The sequence below is a fragment of the Pseudomonas sp. FW306-02-D09B genome (assembly GCF_058782685.1).
The window spans coordinates 211,976-231,559 of sequence record NZ_JBYSXY010000004.1 but is presented as its reverse complement, the minus strand read 5'-3'; the positions used below and the strand labels follow the sequence as shown (position 1 = coordinate 231,559).

Genomic DNA, 19,584 nt, shown 5'->3' with positions numbered 1-19,584 from the left:
TTATTCGTCGCCCATCTGCGATTGCAGATAGTTCTCAAGACCGACTTTATCGATCAGGCTCAGTTGAGTTTCCAGCCAGTCGATATGTTCTTCTTCGGATTCGAGAATATCTTCGAGCAGTTCACGGCTGCCGAAGTCCCCGACGGTTTCGCAATGAGCGATAGCCACTTTGAGGTCGGCATGGCCGGTACGCTCGATGCTCAGGTCGCACTCAAGCATTTCCTTGGTGTGCTCGCCGATGTGCAGCTTGCCCAGGTCCTGGACGTTTGGCAGGCCTTCGAGGAACAGGATGCGCTTGATCAGCTTGTCCGCGTGTTTCATCTCGTCGATGGATTCGTGGTACTCGTGCTTGCCGAGCTTGTTCAGGCCCCAATCTTCATACATGCGCGCATGCAGGAAATACTGATTGATTGCGACCAGCTCATTGCCAAGAATCTTGTTGAGGTGCTGGATAACCGTGATGTCGCCTTTCATGTGGGGTCCTGCCCTTTAATTACCCTATTAAGCGGCGAAGTTTGAGCCGGGCAGTTGTTAGTGTCAAACCTAAGTTATTGAATACTATATGAAAATTAATCGGAATAAGAATGTTTGTGTTCCGCATCCTAGCGCTAAGCGATTGAATTACAGGCATAAAAAAACCGGACGCTAAGTCCGGTTCTTTCAAATGTTCTATTTACGCTGCCGAAAATTCTACAGGGTAGGGGATCGCCGCCTGGCTTAATTGCAATTCGGCCAGGGTTTCGCGCACCACTTGTTTGGCAAGGCAGGCGCATTTTCCACATTGGCCGGCAACGCCGGTAGCTTGGCGTACCTCGCGGTAGCTGCAGCAACCTTCATAGATCGCATCGCGGATTTTTCCGTCGGTGACACCAGTGCAAAGGCAGACATACATAAAATGAGAACCGTCGTGGGTTATGGCTCGGTTGCGATGGATCTTAATGTTAACGAGAATGATTGTCAAAGTGGTTTCGGCACGCTTTGCGCCAGAACAGCGACAGCCTGACGAACGGCATAATGCGCCCGGGACAGTGTCATCAAGCCTGCGCCGAGGTTTTTGATGTCGTTGTAAAAAGCGCTAAGGACAGGCGAAAAACGCGGTGTATGATGTGCGGTCTTTGCGAAGGGCACTCGAGTCATGAACCTGTCGTTTATTGGCGACAGACTGGTTCGATGCCGTTCTTCACGCCACCACACCAGGAGATATCCAATGAGCGTACTCGTAGGCAAACAAGCCCCTGACTTCACCGTACCGGCCGTACTCGGCAATGGCGAAATCGTTGACAGCTTCACCCTGTCCTCGGCCATCAAAGGCAAATACGGCCTGGTGTTCTTCTACCCACTGGACTTCACCTTCGTCTGCCCGTCCGAGCTGATCGCTCTGGACCACCGCATGGCTGACTTCAAGGCTCGCAACGTTGAAGTGATCGCTGTTTCGATCGACTCGCACTTCACTCACAACGCATGGCGCAACACCCCGATCAATGCCGGCGGCATCGGTCAGGTTCAGTACATCATGGCTGCTGACATGAAGCACGACATCGCCAAGGCCTACGACGTTGAGTCTGAAGGCGGCGTGGCTTTCCGTGGCGCATTCCTGATCGACGACAAAGGTGTTGTTCGCTCGCAGATCGTCAACGACCTGCCACTGGGCCGTAACATGGAAGAGCTGATTCGCCTGGTCGACGCCCTGCAATTCCACGAAGAGCACGGCGAAGTTTGCCCGGCCAACTGGAAAAAAGGCGACAAGGGCATGACTGCTTCGCCAGAAGGCGTTGCAGCTTACCTGACCGAGAACGCTGGCAAGCTGTAAGCCACGCGTCAGGCATAAAAAAACCGGCCGCTGAGGCCGGTTTTTTTATGGGCGGGATAAATCCTGCGACTGAATCAGTCGTTGAAATCTTCCCAGCCGCCCATTTGTTTCCAGCGATTGACGATGCCGCAGAACAGCTCGGCAGTCTTCTCGGTGTCGTAGCGAGCCGAGTGGGCCTCGCGACCGTCGAAGTCGATATCTGCAGCCTGGCACGCCTTGGCCAGGACCGTTTGACCATACGCCAGACCGGCCAGTGTCGCGGTGTCGAAGCTGGAGAACGGGTGAAACGGATTGCGCTTCATGTCCAGGCGCGTAACGGCGGCATTGAGGAAGCCCAGGTCAAAGCTGCTGTTATGGCCGACCAGGATCGCCCGTTTGCAGCCGTTGGCTTTCAGCGCCTTGCGTATGCCACGGAAGATGTCGGTCAGTGCCGCTTCTTCACTCACGGCCATGCGCAGTGGGTGATCGAGCTTGATCCCGGTGAACTCCAGCGCCGCGGCTTCGATGTTGGCGCCTTCGAACGGTTCTACACGGAAGAAATAGGTGTGATCGGGGTACACAAAACCTTTTTCGTCCATGCTGATGGTCGTGGCGGCAATTTCCAGCAAGGCGTCAGTGGCACAGTTGAAACCACCGGTTTCAACGTCGACGACAACGGGCAAGTATCCACGGAACCTGGCTGCCATCGGGTGACGTGAACCACCTCCGCCTGAACTTTCCTGTTCGTCGTCGAAATGGTCTTCACTCACGCGTGTTCCTCCAGCAGGCGCCAGCGCAGTTTTTCACCGGCGCGCAGCGGGATGACAGTCAGCTCGCCAAACGGCAGGCTGGTTGGGGCAGTCCATTCTTCGCGGACCAGGGTAATGCGGTCGGTGTTCGCCGGCAGGCCGTAGAAACGCGGGCCGTTGAGGCTGGCGAAGGCTTCGAGCTTGTCCAGCGCATTGCGCTGTTCAAAGGCTTCGGCGTACATCTCGATCGCGGCATAAGCGGTGTAGCAACCGGCACAGCCACACGCGGCTTCTTTGGCGTGTTGGGCGTGCGGAGCCGAGTCCGTGCCCAGGAAGAACTTCTCGCTGCCGCTGGTAGCGGCGTCAAGCAGGGCGACCTGATGCGTATTGCGCTTGAGAATCGGCAAGCAATAGAAGTGCGGACGAATCCCGCCCACCAGCATGTGGTTGCGGTTATACAGCAGGTGGTGAGCGGTGATGGTTGCGCCAACGTTGGCCGAAGCCTCGTTGACGAACTGCACGGCATCGCTGGTGGTGATGTGTTCGAACACCACTTTGAGCGTTGGGAAACGCTCCACGACCCGACGCATGTGCTCGTCGATGAAGATTTTTTCGCGGTCGAAGACATCGACGTCGCCGCGGGTGATTTCACCGTGAATCAACAAGGGCATCCCGACCTCGGCCATGGCCTCGATCGCGGGGAAGATCTTGTCGATACTGGTAACACCGGAGTCCGAGTTGGTGGTCGCGCCAGCCGGATACAGCTTGGCGGCGTGAACGAAACCGCTGGCCTTGGCCTCGCGAATTTCATCGGGTGTAGTCCGGTCGGTCAGGTAGAGCACCATCAGCGGTTCGAAACGGCTGCCGGCCGGGCGCGCAGCGAGAATGCGCTGGCGATAGGCGTCGGCTTCAGCGGCGTTACGCACCGGTGGTACCAGGTTAGGCATGATGATCGCGCGACCAAAGGTGCGCGCGACATCCGCGACAGTATTGGGCAACACAGCACCATCGCGAAGATGAATATGCCAGTCGTCGGGACGCAGCAGGGTCAGGCGGTCGGACATTGGGGATTCCAGGCGGGTCAAACTCAAGGGAATGCTACCGGAAAAGACTCATCCAGGCACTCGCTATCAAGTTTTGCAGCAAGCTTCCGATATGACAAAGGTATGCCGTAATTATATGTATCGGTCTTTTTGTTGTAGAAGCCAGTGGAGCCTCCCGTGCGCCAGCGTTATTTAGCCTTGCTCAGCGTGTTTGCCAGCCTTCCTGCGATGGCGCTCACTTTCCAGACGCGTCTGGAGAGCATCGAGTGGACGGTCGAAGGCGACAAGTTCGAATGTCGCCTGAGCCAGCCGATTACCGATTTCGGTTCGGGCGAGTTCGTGCGGCGCGCAGGCGAGCAGGCCACCTTTCGTCTGAAGGCCTACAACCCGATGATCAGCGGCGGCTCGGCGACGTTGCTGGCCGCCGCTGCGCCTTGGCAGCCGGGGCGCGGCGATATCAATCTGGGGGCGGTCAAGGTTGGCAGCGGTGATGTGCTGTTCAACAGCTCGCAACTCCAGGCCGGACGCCTTATCGGCGGTTTGATGGACGGTCGCAGTCCGCTGATTCGCCATTATTCGCGCGATGGCGGTGTGTCGGAAGTCCGTTTGTTACCGGTCAGCTTCAGCAAGGCCTACGCCGATTATCAGGCGTGTGTCGCCAAGTTGCTGCCGATGAATTACGAGCAGGTTAAGCAGGCTGAGGTTGGTTTTCCGGGCGGTGGTATCGATCTGGACGCGCAGGCCAAGGCCAAGCTGCAGGTTATGCTGAACTTCATGAAGGCCGACCCGACGGTCAATCACATCGAACTCGACGGCCATTCCGATAACAGCGGCAATCGCCTGACCAACCGTGATCTGTCTCGGCGCAGGGCGTTGGCGGTGATGGACTTCTTCAAGGCCAATGGCATTCAGGAATCACAGATCACGATGCGTTTTCACGGCGAACGCTATCCGTTGGCCCCTAACACCAACACCGCCAATCGGGCCAGGAATCGCCGGGTCAACGTTCATCTTGAGCGCGTTGCACCCACCGATAAACCGGCTCCGCAAGTCAGCTCGGCAAGCAGTGCCGCGACGACCTCCTGAACCGGCTGAAATCGTCGCCCGCTCGACATAATCTGTCGCTTCGTCATCATAAGCTGTCGCGCCTCTGTAATTTATCCGCTCGCAGCGGTAGACTTCTCGGCTTTCCGTAGAACCCCGTGGAGTGATGGCATGGCGGACGTAAACAAGGTCGTTCTGGCGTATTCCGGCGGCCTGGACACTTCGGTGATCCTCAAGTGGCTGCAGGATACTTATAACTGTGAAGTGGTGACCTTTACCGCTGACCTGGGTCAGGGTGAAGAGGTCGAGCCGGCCCGCGCCAAGGCACAAGCCATGGGCGTAAAAGAAATCTACATCGACGATCTGCGCGAAGAATTCGTGCGTGATTTCGTTTTCCCGATGTTCCGTGCCAACACCGTTTACGAAGGCGAGTACCTGCTGGGTACTTCCATCGCTCGTCCGTTGATCGCCAAACGCCTGATCGAAATCGCCAACGAAACCGGCGCTGACGCCATTTCCCATGGCGCGACCGGCAAGGGCAACGACCAGGTTCGTTTTGAACTGGGTGCCTACGCACTCAAGCCTGGCGTGAAAGTGATCGCCCCTTGGCGCGAGTGGGACCTGCTGTCCCGCGAGAAGCTGATGGATTATGCGGCGAAGCACGCGATCCCGATCGAACGTCACGGCAAGAAAAAATCCCCGTACTCGATGGACGCCAACCTGCTGCACATCTCCTATGAAGGCGGCGTGCTGGAAGACACCTGGACCGAGCACGAAGAAGATATGTGGCGCTGGACCGTCTCCCCGGAGAACGCTCCTGACAAGCCGCAGTACCTGGAACTGACCTACCGCAACGGCGACATCGTTGCACTGGACGGCGTCGAAATGACTCCGGCTACCGTGCTGGCGACCCTGAACCGTATCGGTGGCGAGCACGGCATCGGCCGTCTGGACATCGTCGAGAACCGTTACGTCGGCATGAAGTCCCGTGGTTGCTACGAAACCCCAGGCGGCACCATCATGCTGCGTGCTCACCGGGCGATCGAGTCGATCACTCTGGACCGTGAAGTGGCTCACCTCAAAGACGAGCTGATGCCTAAATATGCCAGCCTGATCTACACCGGTTACTGGTGGAGCCCTGAGCGTCTGATGCTGCAACAGATGATCGATGCTTCCCAGGCGCATGTGAACGGTGTGGTTCGCCTGAAGCTGTACAAAGGCAACGTGATCGTTACCGGTCGCAAGTCTGACGAATCGTTGTTCGACGCCAACATTGCTACCTTCGAAGAAGATGGCGGCGCTTACAACCAGGCTGATGCAGCCGGCTTCATCAAGCTGAACGCTCTGCGTATGCGCATTGCCGCAAACAAAGGCCGCAAGCTGTTCTGATGCTGTTGGTATGATCAACGATTGTGGCCCCGTTTGTAACGGGGCCACAATGTGATCGAAGCGTTTGTGTGTGGTTTGTCTCCTGAATCTGCGTCACCAGGTCCTGGTTGTTAACTTCCTGGATTGTCTGTACCCCCCTTCTGTTCTGTCTGTGTCAGTGCTGGCTGACGACGGTCACTGCCAAAGTACTCAAGTTATAACTCATGTAAAAAGACTCTTTGGGCTTCAGGGATCTTGCACCTGATTTTTTGAGTGCTCTTTCGTTAATCAAATGTTCCGACTCACCGCTTGTCAGGAAGACGATCACTTCACGGTCATGGTGTTTCCTTGAATAGAGCGCGTTCATCAAACCGCCGACATCTTTCTTTTTGCGAATCCATCGTGCATCAATGATTTGCATGCCATGTATCGACGCCGGTAAAGACACTGGCTGTTGGGTCGAAAGGTTCGTGATGAAGGTTATATAGGCGGGTGGAGCGGGCGCGCTCTGAAGCAGATAGTCGGGTTTATGTCCTTTGATTGAGTTGGGTTGATTCTCCTCTTCAGCAGGGTCGTTGAGGGAGGTGTTTCTGTTTTTTTCTGGTCGAGCAGCATCGTCGATGACTTTTACAAACTGTTTGCTCTTTTGAAAATCAGAAGGTGCATACAGTGATTTGTAGTTAAAGTTGAGTGTGATAAAAAATAAAAAGAGCAGGTAAAAGGGGAAGCTGATCAGAAACCAGATGTACGTCTGGCGCTCCTCGTTGTCGAGAAAGGGCAACGATACGGCTGCCGACGTTTCGGAGAGCGTCGCAAATATCGCAATTATGGTCATCGGGTTGGATATTCTTCTTTGAATTTTTGTCATTTTTATTACTCGTTAAATAGTGATCTATAGTGATTCCTTGTGGGTGAAAATGTTAAGTGGTCGTGGTGGTTCGGTATTGATTTATTGGTTTTTGTAAAGGGTTTATGGATCGGTCTGCTTTGCAGTTTTATCACTATTTTTAACGGATCAATAGCCTTGTTTTAACGTGATTCATGTAAGCGGGTGAAAGCGGGTTGTTTTTTGATAATAGACGCATGTTTAATTAATGGCCGGGATAGAGTGTGTATTGTCAGCTGGTTTCTTAGATGTCCACAGAAAAATACCGGTGACCAGAGAGGGGGGACGCCTCGAATAAACTTTAAGCGACATTGTTTTTTATGAAATCCTGTAGGGGGAATCCCTGTTGTTTGTAGGGATTGTCTCTCGGTGTAGGTGGTTGGGGTGGGCAGCATCCCAAGGTCGAAACGACTACGCTATTGTGCGGGCTCTAAAAATTCGAACAGCGAAATTGGACTTGCCCATGAATAAAGTGCTGATCGTGGATGATCACCCCGTCATTCGTCTTGCTGTACGTATGCTAATGGAGCGTCATGGCTACGAAGTCATTGCCGAAACGGACAATGGTGTCGATGCCTTGCAACTTGCCCGTGAACAGATGCCGGATATCGTGATACTGGATATCGGTATTCCGAAACTGGATGGCCTGGAAGTTATTGCACGCTTGACCTCGACCACCATGCCTTTGAAAGTGCTGGTCTTGACGTCGCAGGCCCCCGGTCACTTTTCAATGCGTTGTATGCAGGCAGGGGCAGCCGGGTATGTCTGCAAACAGCAGGACCTCACCGAGTTGCTCAGTGCAATCAAGGCTGTATTGTCAGGATATAGCTACTTTCCGAATCAGGCGTTGCACTCGGTTCGCTCAAGTTTGGGGAACGCGAGCGAAGCCGACATGGTGGATCGTCTGTCAGGAAGGGAGATGATGGTTTTACAACAGTTGGCCCGAGGAAAGACCAACAAGGAAATTGCCGATGGAATGTTCCTCAGCAACAAAACCGTGAGTACTTACAAAACGCGTCTGCTATTGAAGCTCAATGCCCGCTCGCTGGTAGACCTTATCGAGCTTGCGCAGCGTAATGGTCTGGTTTGAATCTCTCGGGGCGAGTAGTGCTTTGTGCATGGAAAGCGTCTGAAGGTAAGCGGAGTCTGATCGGATTTTGAGTCGCCGGATGGCTTGCCCTGATGTCCCCGCCGCGCCGGACTCATTGATGAATCAGAGAGCATTGCCCAGCGGTTGAGGGAGTGCTGAAAAGCCTCCATTTCGGGAGGCTTTCAGGTGTTAAAGGTCAAAGTCGTAATCGGCCAGTTGCTTTTGCAAGCGGCGCTCCTCCAGGAGATTATCGATGGTGCGACGTTTGCTCAGGTTGGTCTTTGCTACCTCTACCACAGGCTCGGCATCATCGGCCTCAACAGAGATGAAGTCGTCTTCTGTGTCCAGTTGTTCTTTGCCAGTGCTCATAAGGTTAACTCCAGGCTAAGAATGCCATTGGCGCTTCTTATATCGACATTCTCCCGGCGGGTAAAAAAGATTTTTTCAATCGGTAAATCAATAAATCTAATAGAACCTCAATCGTCGGAGGTCTTTTGCTTGTATTCGCACAGGTCTTCGATACGGCAGCTGCCACAACGGGGCTTGCGAGCCAGGCAAACGTAGCGTCCGTGGAGGATCAGCCAGTGATGGGAGTCGAGCAGATACTCCTTGGGAACAAACTTCATCAGTTTTTTTTCCACCTCGACGACATTCTTGCCTGGCGCTAACCCTGTGCGGTTGCTGACCCGGAAAATGTGCGTGTCGACGGCCATGGTCAGCTGGCGAAAAGCCGTATTGAGCACCACGTTCGCGGTCTTTCTACCGACCCCGGGCAGCGCTTCCAGCTCCTCACGGGTTTGCGGTACTTCGCCGCCATGAAGCTCTACCAGCATTCGGCAGGTTTCTATGACGTTTTTTGCCTTGCTGTTGTACAGGCCGATGGTCTTGATGTACTCGGACAATCCTTCTATACCCAGCGCATAAATCGCTGCCGGAGTATTGGCCACCGGAAACAGCTTGGCGGTGGCCTTATTGACGCCTACGTCCGTGGACTGCGCGGAAAGGATCACGGCGATCAGCAATTCGAAGGGCGACGAGTAGGCCAGTTCGGTTTTTGGTTCCGGATTGTCTTCGTGAAGCCGACGGAAAATTTCCAGGCGTTTTGCAGCATTCATGGGCAGAGCAGTTCCTTGAAGGCGGTCAGTGTGAGGTCGAGGCGCCGGGCCAGGCTTGTTTGGCGGCTATGAGCAGTCCCAGCAGGATAAATCCGCCGGGGGCGAGGATGGCCAGTCGTATGCCGCCATCAGCGGCAAACAGCCAGCCTTGCCCGCTGGAATCAATAATTCCGCTCAACCAGGACACATGGCTGGCGAATGACCCATTGCCAAGGGCTTCTCGCAACACGCCCAGTACAACCATCAGCCCAAAAAACAGGCTGGACAGGCGAGTCCGGTCGATCATGCTTGCCTGGGTAAAAAAGCCGCTGTACTCCAGCACAATGCACTGCAGGGCAATCAGTTCGGCATACATTCCCAGTTGCTGATGCAGTTCAAAGGCCCAGGCCTGTAATGCCAATGTTGCCAGGCTGGTCAATGTGGCGGCGAGTGCAATGCAGGTGATCAACTGCATGGACGGGACGATTCGCGGCCGCAATACACTCATCTTCAGGCCGTAAACACCAATGACCAGCAGCGATAACAGCGACAGACCCAAGGCTTTTACCAAGGAGTCACTGGCGCCGATCAACGGGGTCAATATCAGCGAGTTCTGCAGCATCGAGGACTGGTTCATTGTCCGCTCCCGATCAGTTGTGGCTGATGCTCGTCGAAATAGCGTAACGCATCATGGATCGCGCTGATCACCGCCCTGGAAGTGACGGTTGCGCCGATCAACTGGTCGAATTGCCCCTGATCTTTTTTCAGCGCCCAGCCACTGTCACCAGGGTCGTTGCGCGACTTGCCGAAAAAGCCCTGAAGCCAGGGATTGGGCTGGTCGGCGATTCTCCCGCCCAGCCCTGGTGTTTCCGATTGCTTGAGGGTTTTGACTCCCAGCAACTTGCCGTTGATGTCGATCACGATCAGCAGTTCGATCGCATTTTCGTAACCCGTCACCTGGCTGCGTAATATCACTGCACTGGGTTTTCCGCCTGCTGTGGCCAGGTAACCGCCCAGCAAGGTGCTGTTGCTCAGCGCGATATCCTTGAACGCGAGTGGCTGGTCCAAAGGCTGATTGTCGTAGCTGCCGACTGGCAGCATGTCGAACAGCTTGCGGCTTTCGATCAAGCGCTGTTCAGCCGAGATCTGCGGCGCGGTGGCGTGTTGCAGGAAAAATGTAGCGCCTGCGCCCAATCCGGCCACGACCACCAGCATCAGCACACTGAAATTCCGCTTCATGGTGTACGAGGCTCTGGTTGTGCAGCAGCGAGGCGTTCCAGGGCCGGTACGCAGAGATTCATCAGCAGCACCGCAAAGGCCACCCCGTCGGGATAGCCGCCCCAGGTTCGAATCAGGTAGGTCAGCAGGCCGACGCCCGCGCCGAACATCAGGCGGGCTTTTGGACTTTTCGCTCCCGACACCGGTTCGGTCACGATAAAGAATGCCCCGAGCATGCTCGCACCCGTCAGCAAGTGAAAGAGCGGGGAGCCGTGGGAGTCCGAACCTGAGCCGTTCCAGCACAACAGGCTGATGACGAACAGACTGCCGAGCATGCCGACCGGCGCATGCCAGCTGAACACCCGCTGCTGTAACAGGAACGCGCCGCCGGCGAGGAAAGCCAGATTCACCCATTCGATACCTTTACCACCCATGTGGCCAAACGCCGGGTTGCCGGCGAAGAGTTCGTCCATGGTCAGGCTTTTGTTGATTCGCAGGCTATCCAGCGCCGTGGCCGTCACCCAGGCGTCGGGCTGCTCGGCACCGCTGAAATTGAAACCGAAAATCTGTTGCAGGCCGGCGAGCAGATTCATCCCGTGGGACGTCGGCCAGTGGGTCATCTGTCGCGGGAAACACACCAGCACCAGCGCAAAACCGAGCATGGCCGGATTGAACGGGTTTTTGCCAACGCCACCATAAAGGTGCTTGCCGAAAAACATCGCGAATGCCGCAGCGCTGACCGTCAGCCACCATGGACAGTAAGGTGGTAACGCCAGTGCCAGCAAGGTGGCGCTGACCAACGCGCTGCCGTCGCTTAGCGCAGGCTTGAGCGGGTACTTGCGCAAGCGCAACACCAAGGCTTCAACGGCTAATGCGCTGCCGCAGGCCAGCAGCAGATTGATCAGAACGCCCCAGCCAAATAACCAGAACAACACCAGCATGCCCGGCACGGTAGCCAGTAAAACCCGCTTCATCGCCTGTTGCAGGCGATCATCGACCGGTTCAAGGGGCGACATAGGCGTTTACCTGGCGCTCGGCTTCGCAGAGCCGTTCGCGGGCCTTGGCCAGCAGCTCCGCCGGTGTATCAGGACGCCGCTCGAGCTTGCTGACGTCGGCGCGGGCATAAGCCAGCTCGGTTTTCAGTTGCCGCAGTTGAGCGTCGATGGGACGTTTTTCGACGCGTACCAGATCGGGTGCCGGTTTTTCGCTGGCTCCCTCGGCATCGTGCAGCGCCTGCTCCGCTTGAGCGAGGGCCGCGCTGAGCGCTTCCAGTTGCTCGGCCGGTGCTTCGCTGGCCTGGGCTTTTTTCAGCTCGGCGCGACGCATCGCCAGCTGGATTTTCGCGCGTTTGAGTTCGGCATCGTTGGCCGGCGCCGTCGGTTGCACAGGTGCTGAGGGGACTGTGCTTTCGAGCTGCGTCAGAGCTTGCTCGGCGGCTTCGAATTGCTGCTGCAAAATGATCAGCTGCGACTGCTGTTCGAAGGTCGGAGGATGCCCAAAAGCTTTCAGCGATTTGTTCAGTTGCGCGCGGCTCATCGCCACATCGATCTTGGCCTTTTTCAGCGCGGCATCGGCGGCTGCGGCTTTTTGGGCCTGAACCCGGGCAATGGCGTCCTGCAGCGGGGTATTGCTGGCATCGCTGTGTTGAGCGGCTTTTTGCGCGCGGGCCAGTCGTTCGGCGTGCTTTTGCTCTTCCTCACGACGCAGGCGTGCATTGCGCTGTTCGAAGCGCTGCCTTGCGTGATCGCGTTTGGCGTTGCGTGCTTGCAGTTCTTCGGGCGTGAACGCCAGACCACCGATAATCGGCAGCACCTGGGTCGAGGGTAAAGGATGCATTTCGATGCAATCCACCGGGCAGGGTGCTACACAAAGATCGCAGCCGGTGCATTCGTCGATCAGCACCGTGTGCATCAGTTTTGCCGCGCCGACAATCGCGTCTATCGGGCAGGCCTGAATGCACTTGGTGCAGCCGATGCATTCGGCTTCACGGATAAATGCAATTTGCGCCGGTGCCGAGCCACGGCTGGTGTCCAGTTCCAACACCGGGATTTTCAGCAGTTCGGCCAACGCTGAAATGGTCTCGTTGCCGCCCGGCGGGCACTTGTTGATTGCCTCGCCATTGGCAATGCCTTCAGCGTAGGGCTTGCATCCGGGGTGGCCGCATTTGCCGCATTGGGTCTGCGGCAGGAGTGCGTCGATACGTTGAATCAGACTCATGTTTTGATCAGTCCGCTGAAGCCGAGAAAGGCCACTGCGATCAGTCCGGCGCTGATCAGGTCGATCGGCAGGCCACGAAAGGGCAGGGGCACATCGTTATTGAGAATGCGCTGGCGCAGGTCGCTGAACAGACTCAGCACCAGCCAGAAACCCAGCCCGGCGCCAAGACATAGCGCTACGTGATAGCCAAAGCCTTTGTCACTCTGCATGCCGAACAGGCTCAGCCCCAGCACGCCAGCGTTGCCCAGCAATAACGGCCACAAGCCGTTGAACGGTAACTGCGGCAGGGCAGGCGTCAGCAGATTCAGCAGCGGGGTAATCAGCAGTACGCTCAAGGGCAAAAACACAAACAGGTACAAGGACGTCAGCCCGAGCGGTATCAGCAACCAGTAATAGGCCGCGTAACCCAGAACGCCGCTGAGCAACATCAGGCAGGTGGTTGCAATGCCCAGGGCATGAACCTGACGACGTTCGATGGCAGGCTCACGCGTCGATTGCATCAACGGATCGACACCCAGCGGCCAGTGCACGATGAAGTTATTGATCAGGGCGGTGCTGATGAGCGTGAGCAGAATGTCGGTCATGGGCGTGCCGGGTTGAGCGAACGGGCCTGTGCATAAAGATTAGGCATTATCCGGCAAGCAGATATGAAAATCCCACCGCCGCGAGTCAACGCGACGGTGGGATCGGTTCAGTCAGGCAACTTACTTGATGCGCTGACCCGGCTTGGCGCCGCTGTCCGGGCTCAACAGGTAGATTTCTTCGCCGCCAGGGCCTGCCGCCATGACCATGCCTTCGGAGATCCCGAAACGCATTTTGCGTGGCTTGAGGTTGGCGATCATCATCGTCAGACGACCTTCAAGCTTGGCCGGGTCTGGATATGCGCTCTTGATGCCGGAGAACACGTTGCGTTGCTCGTCACCGATATCCAGGGTCAGGCGCAGCAGCTTGTCCGCGCCTTCCACGGCTTCGGCCTTGAGGATCAGCGCCACCCGCAGGTCAACCGCGGCAAAGGTATCGAACTCGATCTCTGGCGACAGCGGATCCTTGGCCAGTTCGCCATTCCCTTGTGGGGCGGCATCACCGGTGTCGGTCTGGCTGGCGGCCAGGTCTTCTTTCGAAGCGTCGGTCATGGCTTGCACCTTGACTGGGTCGATACGGGTCATCAGCGGTTTGAACTCGTTCAGTTGATGGTTGCTGAGCAGGGTCGCGTGATCGTTCCAGGTCAGCGGTGCGACGTTGAGGAACGCCTCGGCGTCGGCGGCGAGCAACGGCAGCACAGGCTTGAGGAAGATCACCAGTTGGCGGAACAGGTTGACGCCCAGGGCGCAGATCGCCTGGACTTCGTCTTGCTTGCCTTCTTGCTTGTTCAGCGACCATGGCGCCTTGTCGGCGATCCAGGCGTTGGCGCGGTCGGCCAGGCCCATGATTTCGCGCATGGCACGGGCGAAGTCGCGAGCCTCATAGGCCTCGGCGATGCTCGGCGCGGCGGCCAGGAACGCTTCGGTCAGTTCTGGCGCGGCATTACCGGCCACCAGCACACCGGCGTTGCCTTTGTGAATGAAGCCGGCGCAGCGGCTGGCAATGTTGACGACTTTGCCGACCAGGTCGGAGTTGACCTTCTGTACGAAGTCTTCGAGGTTCAGGTCCAGGTCGTCGACGCCACGGCCGAGCTTGGAGGCGTAGTAGTAGCGCAGGTATTCCGGCGACAGGTGGTCCAGGTAGGTCCGGGCCTTGATGAAGGTGCCGCGGGACTTGGACATTTTCTGGCCATTGACGGTCAGGTAGCCGTGTACGTTGATACCGGTCGGCTTGCGGTAGCCCGCACCTTCGAGCATGGCTGGCCAGAACAGCGCGTGGAAATTGACGATGTCCTTGCCGATGAAGTGGTACAGCTCGGCGGTAGAGTCCTTGGCCCAGTACGCGTCGAAATCCAGTTCAGGACGACGTGCGCAGAGGTTCTTGAAGCTCGCCATGTAGCCGATCGGCGCGTCCAGCCAGACATAGAAGTATTTGCCTGGCTCGTCGGGGATTTCGAAACCGAAGTACGGCGCATCGCGGGAGATATCCCACTGTTGCAGGCCGACATCCAGCCATTCGGCGATCTTGTTCGCAACCGCGTCTTGCAGGGTGCCGCTGCGGGTCCATTCCTGCAGCATCTGCTGGAAGTCCGGCAGCTTGAAGAAGAAGTGTTGGGAATCCTTGAGCACCGGCGTGGCGCCCGAGATCGCCGACTTCGGATCTTTCAGGTCGGTCGGCGCGTAAGTGGCACCGCACTTTTCGCAGTTGTCGCCGTACTGGTCTTCAGTGCCGCACTTCGGGCAGGTGCCCTTGATGAAGCGGTCGGCCAGGAACATTTTCTTTTCCGGGTCGAAATACTGGGTGATCGAGCGCGTGGCGATGTGCCCGGCGTCACGCAGCTTCAGGTAGATCTGGCTCGACAGCTCACGGTTTTCTTCAGCGTGAGTGGAGTGGAAGTTGTCGAAGTCCACCAGGAACTCGGCAAAGTCGGCGCTGTGTTCAGCCTGGACGTTGGCGATCAGTTGTTCCGGGGTGATGCCTTCTTTTTCTGCGCGTAGCATGATGGCCGAACCGTGGGCGTCGTCCGCGCAGACATACGTGCATTGATTGCCGCGATGCTTCTGGAAGCGCACCCACATATCGGTCTGGATGTACTCAAGCATATGGCCAAGGTGGATTGAACCATTGGCATAGGGCAGGGCGCTGGTGACGAGGATCTTGCGTGGCTCGGACATGGGGCTCGGCTACTTGATGAAACGGAGGTCGGCCACTATAAAGCGCCGGCGCATATTTTTCACCCTTCAGGCCTGTTTCCCGATGCGTCGCTGCGAATATCTGTGGCGAGGGAGCTTGCTCCCGCTGGGTGGCGAAGCCGCCCCATATAAGGCGACGCCGAGCTGGCAGTACCACCGCGTCAATAAAATTACGGCTGCTGCGCACCCGAGCGGGAGCAAGCTCCCTCGCCACAAATGAGTGTCCGGCGTAGGATACCCGTCTGATTTTCCAGCCTTGTTATCGGAGTTGCCCATGAGCGCCGTCAATCGCGCAGCGGTGGAAGCCGTCCTTCGTCAGTACACCGACCCTTACTTGAACCAGGATCCGGTCAGCGCCGGTTGCCTGCGCAGCATCGACATTCAGGGCGACCGCGTCAGCGTTCAGCTGGAACTGGGCTACGCCGCCGGCCTGTTCAAGAGTGGCTGGGCGCAAATGCTGCAAATGGCGATCGAAGGACTGGAGGGCGTGACCTCGGCCAAAGTCGACATCAGCACCGTGATTGCCGCGCACAAGGCGCAGGCGCAGATCCCGGGTTTGGCCAACGTCAAGAACGTGGTCGCGGTGGCGTCCGGCAAGGGCGGCGTGGGCAAATCCACCACCGCCGCCAACCTTGCGCTGGCGCTGGCCCGCGAAGGCGCCAAGGTCGGGATCCTCGATGCCGATATCTACGGCCCGAGCCAGGGCATCATGTTCGGCATCCCGGAAGGCACCCGACCGAAGATCAAGGACCAGAAGTGGTTCGTGCCGATCGAGTCGCATGGCGTTGAAGTCATGTCCATGGCGTTTTTGACCGACGACAACACGCCGATGGTCTGGCGTGGCCCGATGGTCTCCGGCGCCTTGCTGCAACTGGTGACACAGACCGCCTGGAGCGATCTGGATTATCTGGTGATCGACATGCCGCCGGGCACCGGTGACATTCAGTTGACCCTGGCGCAAAAAGTCCCGGTGGCGGGGGCGGTGATCGTCACCACGCCGCAGGATCTGGCATTGCTGGACGCCCGCAAAGGCGTGGAGATGTTCCGCAAGGTCAACATTCCAGTGCTCGGCGTGGTGGAAAACATGGCCGTGCACATCTGCTCCAACTGCGGTCATGCCGAGCACCTGTTCGGTGAAGGCGGCGGCGAGAAGCTGGCCAGTCAATATGGCGTCGAACTGCTGGCATCGCTGCCGCTGTCGATGTTGATCCGCGAGCAGGCTGACGGCGGCAAGCCAACGGTGATCGCCGAGCCGGACAGCCAGATCGCCATGGTCTACCAGGAACTGGCCCGTCACGTCGGTGCGCGAATTGTCTTGCAGGAAGCCGCCACGCCAGCGATGCCGAACATCACTGTCAGCGACGATTGATGAGGTGAAACCAATGAGCGGCTATCAAAGCCGCTCATTTGAAATGCAATTTAATGTGGGAGCGGGCTTGCTCGCGAAGAGGGCGCGTCAGTCAACGTTGATGTTGTTTGATACACCGCTTTCGCGAGCAAGCCCGCTCCCACATTTGATTTGTGCAGGTCTTAAATCCGCAAACCGCCATCCATTTCCAGGATCCGGCCGGTGTAATAATCGTTCTCGAAGATGTACGCCGCCGAATGGGCGATCTCTTCGGGCTTGCCCATGCGCTTGAGCGGAATCCCGGAGGTCATTTTCTCCAGGGCTTCAGGCTTCATGCTCAGGGTCATTTCGGTCTCGATGAAGCCTGGCGCAATACCGGCCACGCGAATGCCATAGCGCGCGAGCTCCTTGGCCCAGGTCACGGTGGCCGCAGCAACCCCGGCCTTGGCGGCGGAGTAGTTGGTCTGGCCGACGTTGCCGGCGCGGGAGATCGAGGAGATGTTGACGATCGCGCCGCCGGTCTTCAGCTCAATCATTTTCGCCGCCACTTCCCGGGTGCACAGGAACACGCCGGTCAGGTTGACGTCGATCACGGCCTGCCACTGGGCCAGGCTCATTTTGGTCATTTCGCCATCCTTGACCTTGATCAGCAGGCCATCGCGCAGAATCCCGGCGTTGTTGATCAGGCCGTGGATCGCGCCGAAGTCTTCGGCAACCTGGGCGACCATGTGCGTCACCTGTTCTTCATTGGCGACGTTGCACAGATAAGCGCGAGCTTCGACACCGGCGGCTTTGCAGGCGGCGACGGCCTGGTCTAGCTTTTCCTGGTTGAGATCGACCAGTGCCAGTTTTGCGCCCTTGGCGGCGAAATACTCGGCCATCGAACGGCCTAAACCCTGGCAACCGCCGGTGATAATGATTACTTTGTCAGTGAGTTTCATTCGCATGCCCCAAATGGCAGGTCAGAGTGGTTTCCTTTTAGAGAGCCTCTCGATCTGCACCTGATGTGGCCTGGCTGCACATGAGAACTGCCCCGATGGCGTTGCTGGAACTTTGTCCCAGGAGCCTGTCCGTTTTTTTGACGGATTCTATATAAGGAGTCATAAATTGAGCGTTGAAGCTGCCAAGCATGCCCGAGAATTGTTGCTCAAGGAATACCGCGGAGTGCTCTCGACGCACTCCAAGGCAATGCCCGGTTTCCCGTTCGGCTCAGTGGTTCCTTATTGCCTGGACGAGCAGGGCCGGCCGCTGATCCTGATCAGCCGGATCGCCCAGCACACCCACAATCTGCAAAAAGACCCCAAATGCTCATTGCTGGTGGGTGAGCGCGAGGCTGAAGACGTACAGGCCGTTGGTCGCCTGACCTACCTGGCCGAAGCGGAAAAAATCCAGGATCAGGCCGCCATCGATGCCGCCGCCGAGCGTTATTACCGCTATTTCCCGGATTCGCAGAATTATCACAAGGCGCATGATTTCGACTTCTGGGTACTCAAACCGATACGGCATCGCTACATCGGCGGTTTCGGTGCGATTCACTGGGTCGACCAATTGACCCTGGCCAACCCATTCGCCGGCAAGGCCGAAGCGAGCATGATCGAACACATGAACGCCGACCATGCCAAGGCCATCGCCCATTACGTCGAACTGGCCGGCCTGCCGAAAACCGCACCCGCTCAGTTGGCGGGCATCGACGCCGAAGGCATGCACCTGCGCATTGGCCAGGGGCTGTACTGGTTACCGTTCCCGGAAGTGTGTAATACGCCGACACAAGTACGCGAAGCCTTGGTTTTATTGGCTCACGCCGAGCAATGGCCGAAAAATGCGACAGCCGACGCTTGAAATCACGAAACGGCGACGTCATCTACGTTCTACTTGCAAGGCATTCTTGCGTTGAGGAACCATTTGATGCGCCCTTTTTTGTTGCTCTTTCTGCTGTTCCCGGTGTTGGAGCTGTTCGTATTCGTCAAGGTCAGCGCGGCCATCGGGTTTTTCCCGGCACTGCTGCTGATTATTCTCGGCTCGATGTTCGGCGTGTTCGTGCTGCGCATCGCCGGCCTGGCTACCGCATTGCGTGCTCGTGAAAGCCTGAACCGCGGCGAGTTGCCTGCGCAGACCATGCTTGAAGGCCTGATGCTCGCCTTGGGCGGCGGTCTGTTGATCCTGCCAGGTTTCGTCAGCAGCGTGATCGGTCTGATCATGATCTTGCCGATCACCCGTCGGTTGCTGGCCAACGCGATGCGCAAGCGCGCCGAGGAGCAGGCAATTCGTCAGCGTGCCTTTGCCGATGATCTGCAACCGCGTGGCGGCCCGGCTCCACGTCAACCGTTGGGCCGTGAGCCGAACGTGATCGAGGGCGAGTTCGAGCACCGCGACTCCAAATAACTGTTTCATTGACACGGCACCTTCGGGTGCCGTGTTCGTTTCTGTGGTCGGTGCCGTAAAAAATTTCACTGCCCAGCCCTTGTAATAAGCTTATGCGCCCTTATGTAACGGTCACCGCAAGGTTTCTGGTGAAGATCACCAGACAGACTTCCGCGGTTCGCTTGACGAGCCGCAACCGGCAACGCCGGAATTTAACCCGCCGGGATTACACCGGCCGCTGAAAACCACAATTAGGAGAGATCGACAATGAAGCTTCGTCCTCTGCATGACCGCGTCGTCATCCGTCGCAGCGAAGAAGAAAAGAAAACCGCTGGCGGTATCGTTCTGCCAGGTTCGGCTGCCGAAAAAGCCAACAGCGGTGAAGTCCTCGCTGTAGGTACCGGCCGCGTGCTGGACAACGGTGAAGTGCGTGCGCTGGCCGTGAAAGTGGGTGACAAGGTTGTGTTCGGCCCGTACTCCGGCAGCAACACTGTGAAAGTCGACGGTGAAGACCTGCTGGTAATGGCTGAGAACGAGATTCTCGCTGTTATCGAAGGCTGATTTGCGCTCAATTTCCCGCTACTACAAAAGTATTTAAGGAAT

Annotated in this window: 22 protein-coding genes; 8 read left to right on the top strand and 14 right to left on the bottom strand. The window is 57.1% G+C overall.

Annotation, left to right across the window (positions count from 1 at the left end):
* Together bfr and AC3WK5_RS09590 are read right to left on the bottom strand one after the other, a co-directional pair.
* Window positions 1–474 (bottom strand): bacterioferritin, encoded by a 474-nt coding sequence (gene bfr / locus AC3WK5_RS09595; protein WP_054593808.1) that lies wholly within the window; start codon window positions 472–474, stop codon window positions 1–3.
* 199 nt (window positions 475–673) lie between these two features.
* Complete coding sequence (locus AC3WK5_RS09590) at window positions 674–892, bottom strand: bacterioferritin-associated ferredoxin (RefSeq protein ID WP_019693359.1); 219 nt, start codon at window positions 890–892, stop codon at window positions 674–676.
* Between the two features lie 315 nt (window positions 893–1,207).
* Here AC3WK5_RS09590 and AC3WK5_RS09585 point away from each other — a divergent pair, with 315 nt between their 5' ends.
* Window positions 1,208–1,810 (top strand): peroxiredoxin, encoded by a 603-nt coding sequence (locus AC3WK5_RS09585; RefSeq protein WP_019693358.1) that lies wholly within the window; start codon window positions 1,208–1,210, stop codon window positions 1,808–1,810.
* Between the two features lie 74 nt (window positions 1,811–1,884).
* Here the strand turns inward: AC3WK5_RS09585 and rnt are convergent, their stop codons facing one another.
* Together rnt and pyrC are read right to left on the bottom strand one after the other, a co-directional pair.
* A complete protein-coding gene (rnt, locus tag AC3WK5_RS09580; protein ID WP_103315097.1) occupies window positions 1,885–2,559 on the bottom strand; it encodes a ribonuclease T in 675 nt (224 codons plus the stop codon).
* Window positions 2,556–3,602: a dihydroorotase gene (gene pyrC, locus AC3WK5_RS09575; RefSeq protein ID WP_054593806.1), complete on the bottom strand. Its 1,047-nt coding sequence runs from the start codon at window positions 3,600–3,602 to the stop codon at window positions 2,556–2,558. The genes rnt and pyrC overlap by 4 nt, the downstream gene beginning before the upstream one ends.
* Before the next feature lie 156 nt (window positions 3,603–3,758).
* Between pyrC and AC3WK5_RS09570 the strand changes: the two genes are divergently transcribed.
* Entirely contained in the window at window positions 3,759–4,667 is a 909-nt protein-coding gene (locus AC3WK5_RS09570) for a flagellar protein MotY (RefSeq protein WP_054593805.1), read from the top strand.
* 129 nt (window positions 4,668–4,796) lie between these two features.
* Entirely contained in the window at window positions 4,797–6,014 is a 1,218-nt protein-coding gene (locus AC3WK5_RS09565; protein ID WP_019693354.1) for an argininosuccinate synthase, read from the top strand.
* Window positions 6,015–6,168: 154 nt separating this feature from the next.
* On the opposite strand, the gene AC3WK5_RS09560 is transcribed toward AC3WK5_RS09565, so the two are convergent.
* Complete coding sequence (locus AC3WK5_RS09560) at window positions 6,169–6,861, bottom strand: hypothetical protein (protein ID WP_103315096.1); 693 nt, start codon at window positions 6,859–6,861, stop codon at window positions 6,169–6,171.
* A 481-nt stretch (window positions 6,862–7,342) separates the two neighbouring features.
* Here AC3WK5_RS09560 and AC3WK5_RS09555 point away from each other — a divergent pair, with 481 nt between their 5' ends.
* Complete coding sequence (locus tag AC3WK5_RS09555) at window positions 7,343–7,969, top strand: response regulator transcription factor (RefSeq protein WP_054593803.1); 627 nt, start codon at window positions 7,343–7,345, stop codon at window positions 7,967–7,969.
* Between the two features lie 189 nt (window positions 7,970–8,158).
* On the opposite strand, the gene AC3WK5_RS09550 is transcribed toward AC3WK5_RS09555, so the two are convergent.
* The 8 genes from AC3WK5_RS09550 to metG form a co-directional block, all read right to left on the bottom strand.
* Window positions 8,159–8,338 (bottom strand): PA3496 family putative envelope integrity protein, encoded by a 180-nt coding sequence (locus tag AC3WK5_RS09550; RefSeq protein WP_019693351.1) that lies wholly within the window; start codon window positions 8,336–8,338, stop codon window positions 8,159–8,161.
* Between the two features lie 107 nt (window positions 8,339–8,445).
* Window positions 8,446–9,084: an endonuclease III gene (gene nth / locus AC3WK5_RS09545; RefSeq protein WP_103315095.1), complete on the bottom strand. Its 639-nt coding sequence runs from the start codon at window positions 9,082–9,084 to the stop codon at window positions 8,446–8,448.
* Window positions 9,085–9,109: 25 nt separating this feature from the next.
* Window positions 9,110–9,700 carry an Rnf-Nqr domain containing protein gene (locus tag AC3WK5_RS09540; RefSeq protein WP_103315094.1) on the bottom strand — a complete coding sequence of 197 codons (591 nt, stop codon included), beginning with the start codon at window positions 9,698–9,700 and terminating at the stop codon, window positions 9,110–9,112.
* On the bottom strand, window positions 9,697–10,302 hold the full coding sequence (locus AC3WK5_RS09535; protein WP_054593800.1) for an RnfABCDGE type electron transport complex subunit G: 606 nt from the start codon (window positions 10,300–10,302) through the stop codon (window positions 9,697–9,699). The genes AC3WK5_RS09540 and AC3WK5_RS09535 overlap by 4 nt, the downstream gene beginning before the upstream one ends.
* Complete coding sequence (locus AC3WK5_RS09530) at window positions 10,299–11,297, bottom strand: RnfABCDGE type electron transport complex subunit D (protein ID WP_103315093.1); 999 nt, start codon at window positions 11,295–11,297, stop codon at window positions 10,299–10,301. The genes AC3WK5_RS09535 and AC3WK5_RS09530 overlap by 4 nt, the downstream gene beginning before the upstream one ends.
* Window positions 11,284–12,498, bottom strand: a complete 1,215-nt coding sequence (gene rsxB, locus AC3WK5_RS09525; RefSeq protein WP_103315092.1) for an electron transport complex subunit RsxB — start codon at window positions 12,496–12,498, stop codon at window positions 11,284–11,286. The genes AC3WK5_RS09530 and rsxB overlap by 14 nt, the downstream gene beginning before the upstream one ends.
* Window positions 12,495–13,082 (bottom strand): Rnf-Nqr domain containing protein, encoded by a 588-nt coding sequence (locus AC3WK5_RS09520; RefSeq protein WP_103315091.1) that lies wholly within the window; start codon window positions 13,080–13,082, stop codon window positions 12,495–12,497. Before AC3WK5_RS09520 ends, rsxB begins: the two co-directional genes overlap by 4 nt.
* Window positions 13,083–13,202: 120 nt before the next feature.
* Window positions 13,203–15,254 carry a methionine--tRNA ligase gene (metG, locus tag AC3WK5_RS09515; protein WP_103315090.1) on the bottom strand — a complete coding sequence of 684 codons (2,052 nt, stop codon included), beginning with the start codon at window positions 15,252–15,254 and terminating at the stop codon, window positions 13,203–13,205.
* A gap of 292 nt (window positions 15,255–15,546) precedes the next feature.
* On the opposite strand from metG, the gene apbC reads away from it, so the two are divergent.
* Window positions 15,547–16,641: an iron-sulfur cluster carrier protein ApbC gene (gene apbC, locus AC3WK5_RS09510; RefSeq protein WP_103315088.1), complete on the top strand. Its 1,095-nt coding sequence runs from the start codon at window positions 15,547–15,549 to the stop codon at window positions 16,639–16,641.
* Window positions 16,642–16,802: 161 nt separating this feature from the next.
* Here the strand turns inward: apbC and AC3WK5_RS09505 are convergent, their stop codons facing one another.
* The gene (locus AC3WK5_RS09505) at window positions 16,803–17,561 is read right to left on the bottom strand and encodes an SDR family oxidoreductase (protein WP_103315087.1); all 759 of its coding nucleotides are present in this window, start codon (window positions 17,559–17,561) and stop codon (window positions 16,803–16,805) included.
* Between the two features lie 166 nt (window positions 17,562–17,727).
* On the opposite strand from AC3WK5_RS09505, the gene AC3WK5_RS09500 reads away from it, so the two are divergent.
* The 3 genes from AC3WK5_RS09500 (at window position 17,728) to AC3WK5_RS09490 (ending at window position 19,542) form a co-directional block, all read left to right on the top strand.
* On the top strand, window positions 17,728–18,459 hold the full coding sequence (locus tag AC3WK5_RS09500) for a HugZ family pyridoxamine 5'-phosphate oxidase (protein ID WP_054593793.1): 732 nt from the start codon (window positions 17,728–17,730) through the stop codon (window positions 18,457–18,459).
* Window positions 18,460–18,525: 66 nt separating this feature from the next.
* Complete coding sequence (locus tag AC3WK5_RS09495) at window positions 18,526–19,002, top strand: FxsA family protein (RefSeq protein WP_054593792.1); 477 nt, start codon at window positions 18,526–18,528, stop codon at window positions 19,000–19,002.
* 246 nt (window positions 19,003–19,248) lie between these two features.
* Window positions 19,249–19,542, top strand: a complete 294-nt coding sequence (locus tag AC3WK5_RS09490) for a co-chaperone GroES (RefSeq protein WP_008032125.1) — start codon at window positions 19,249–19,251, stop codon at window positions 19,540–19,542.
* Window positions 19,543–19,584: the final 42 nt, after the last annotated feature.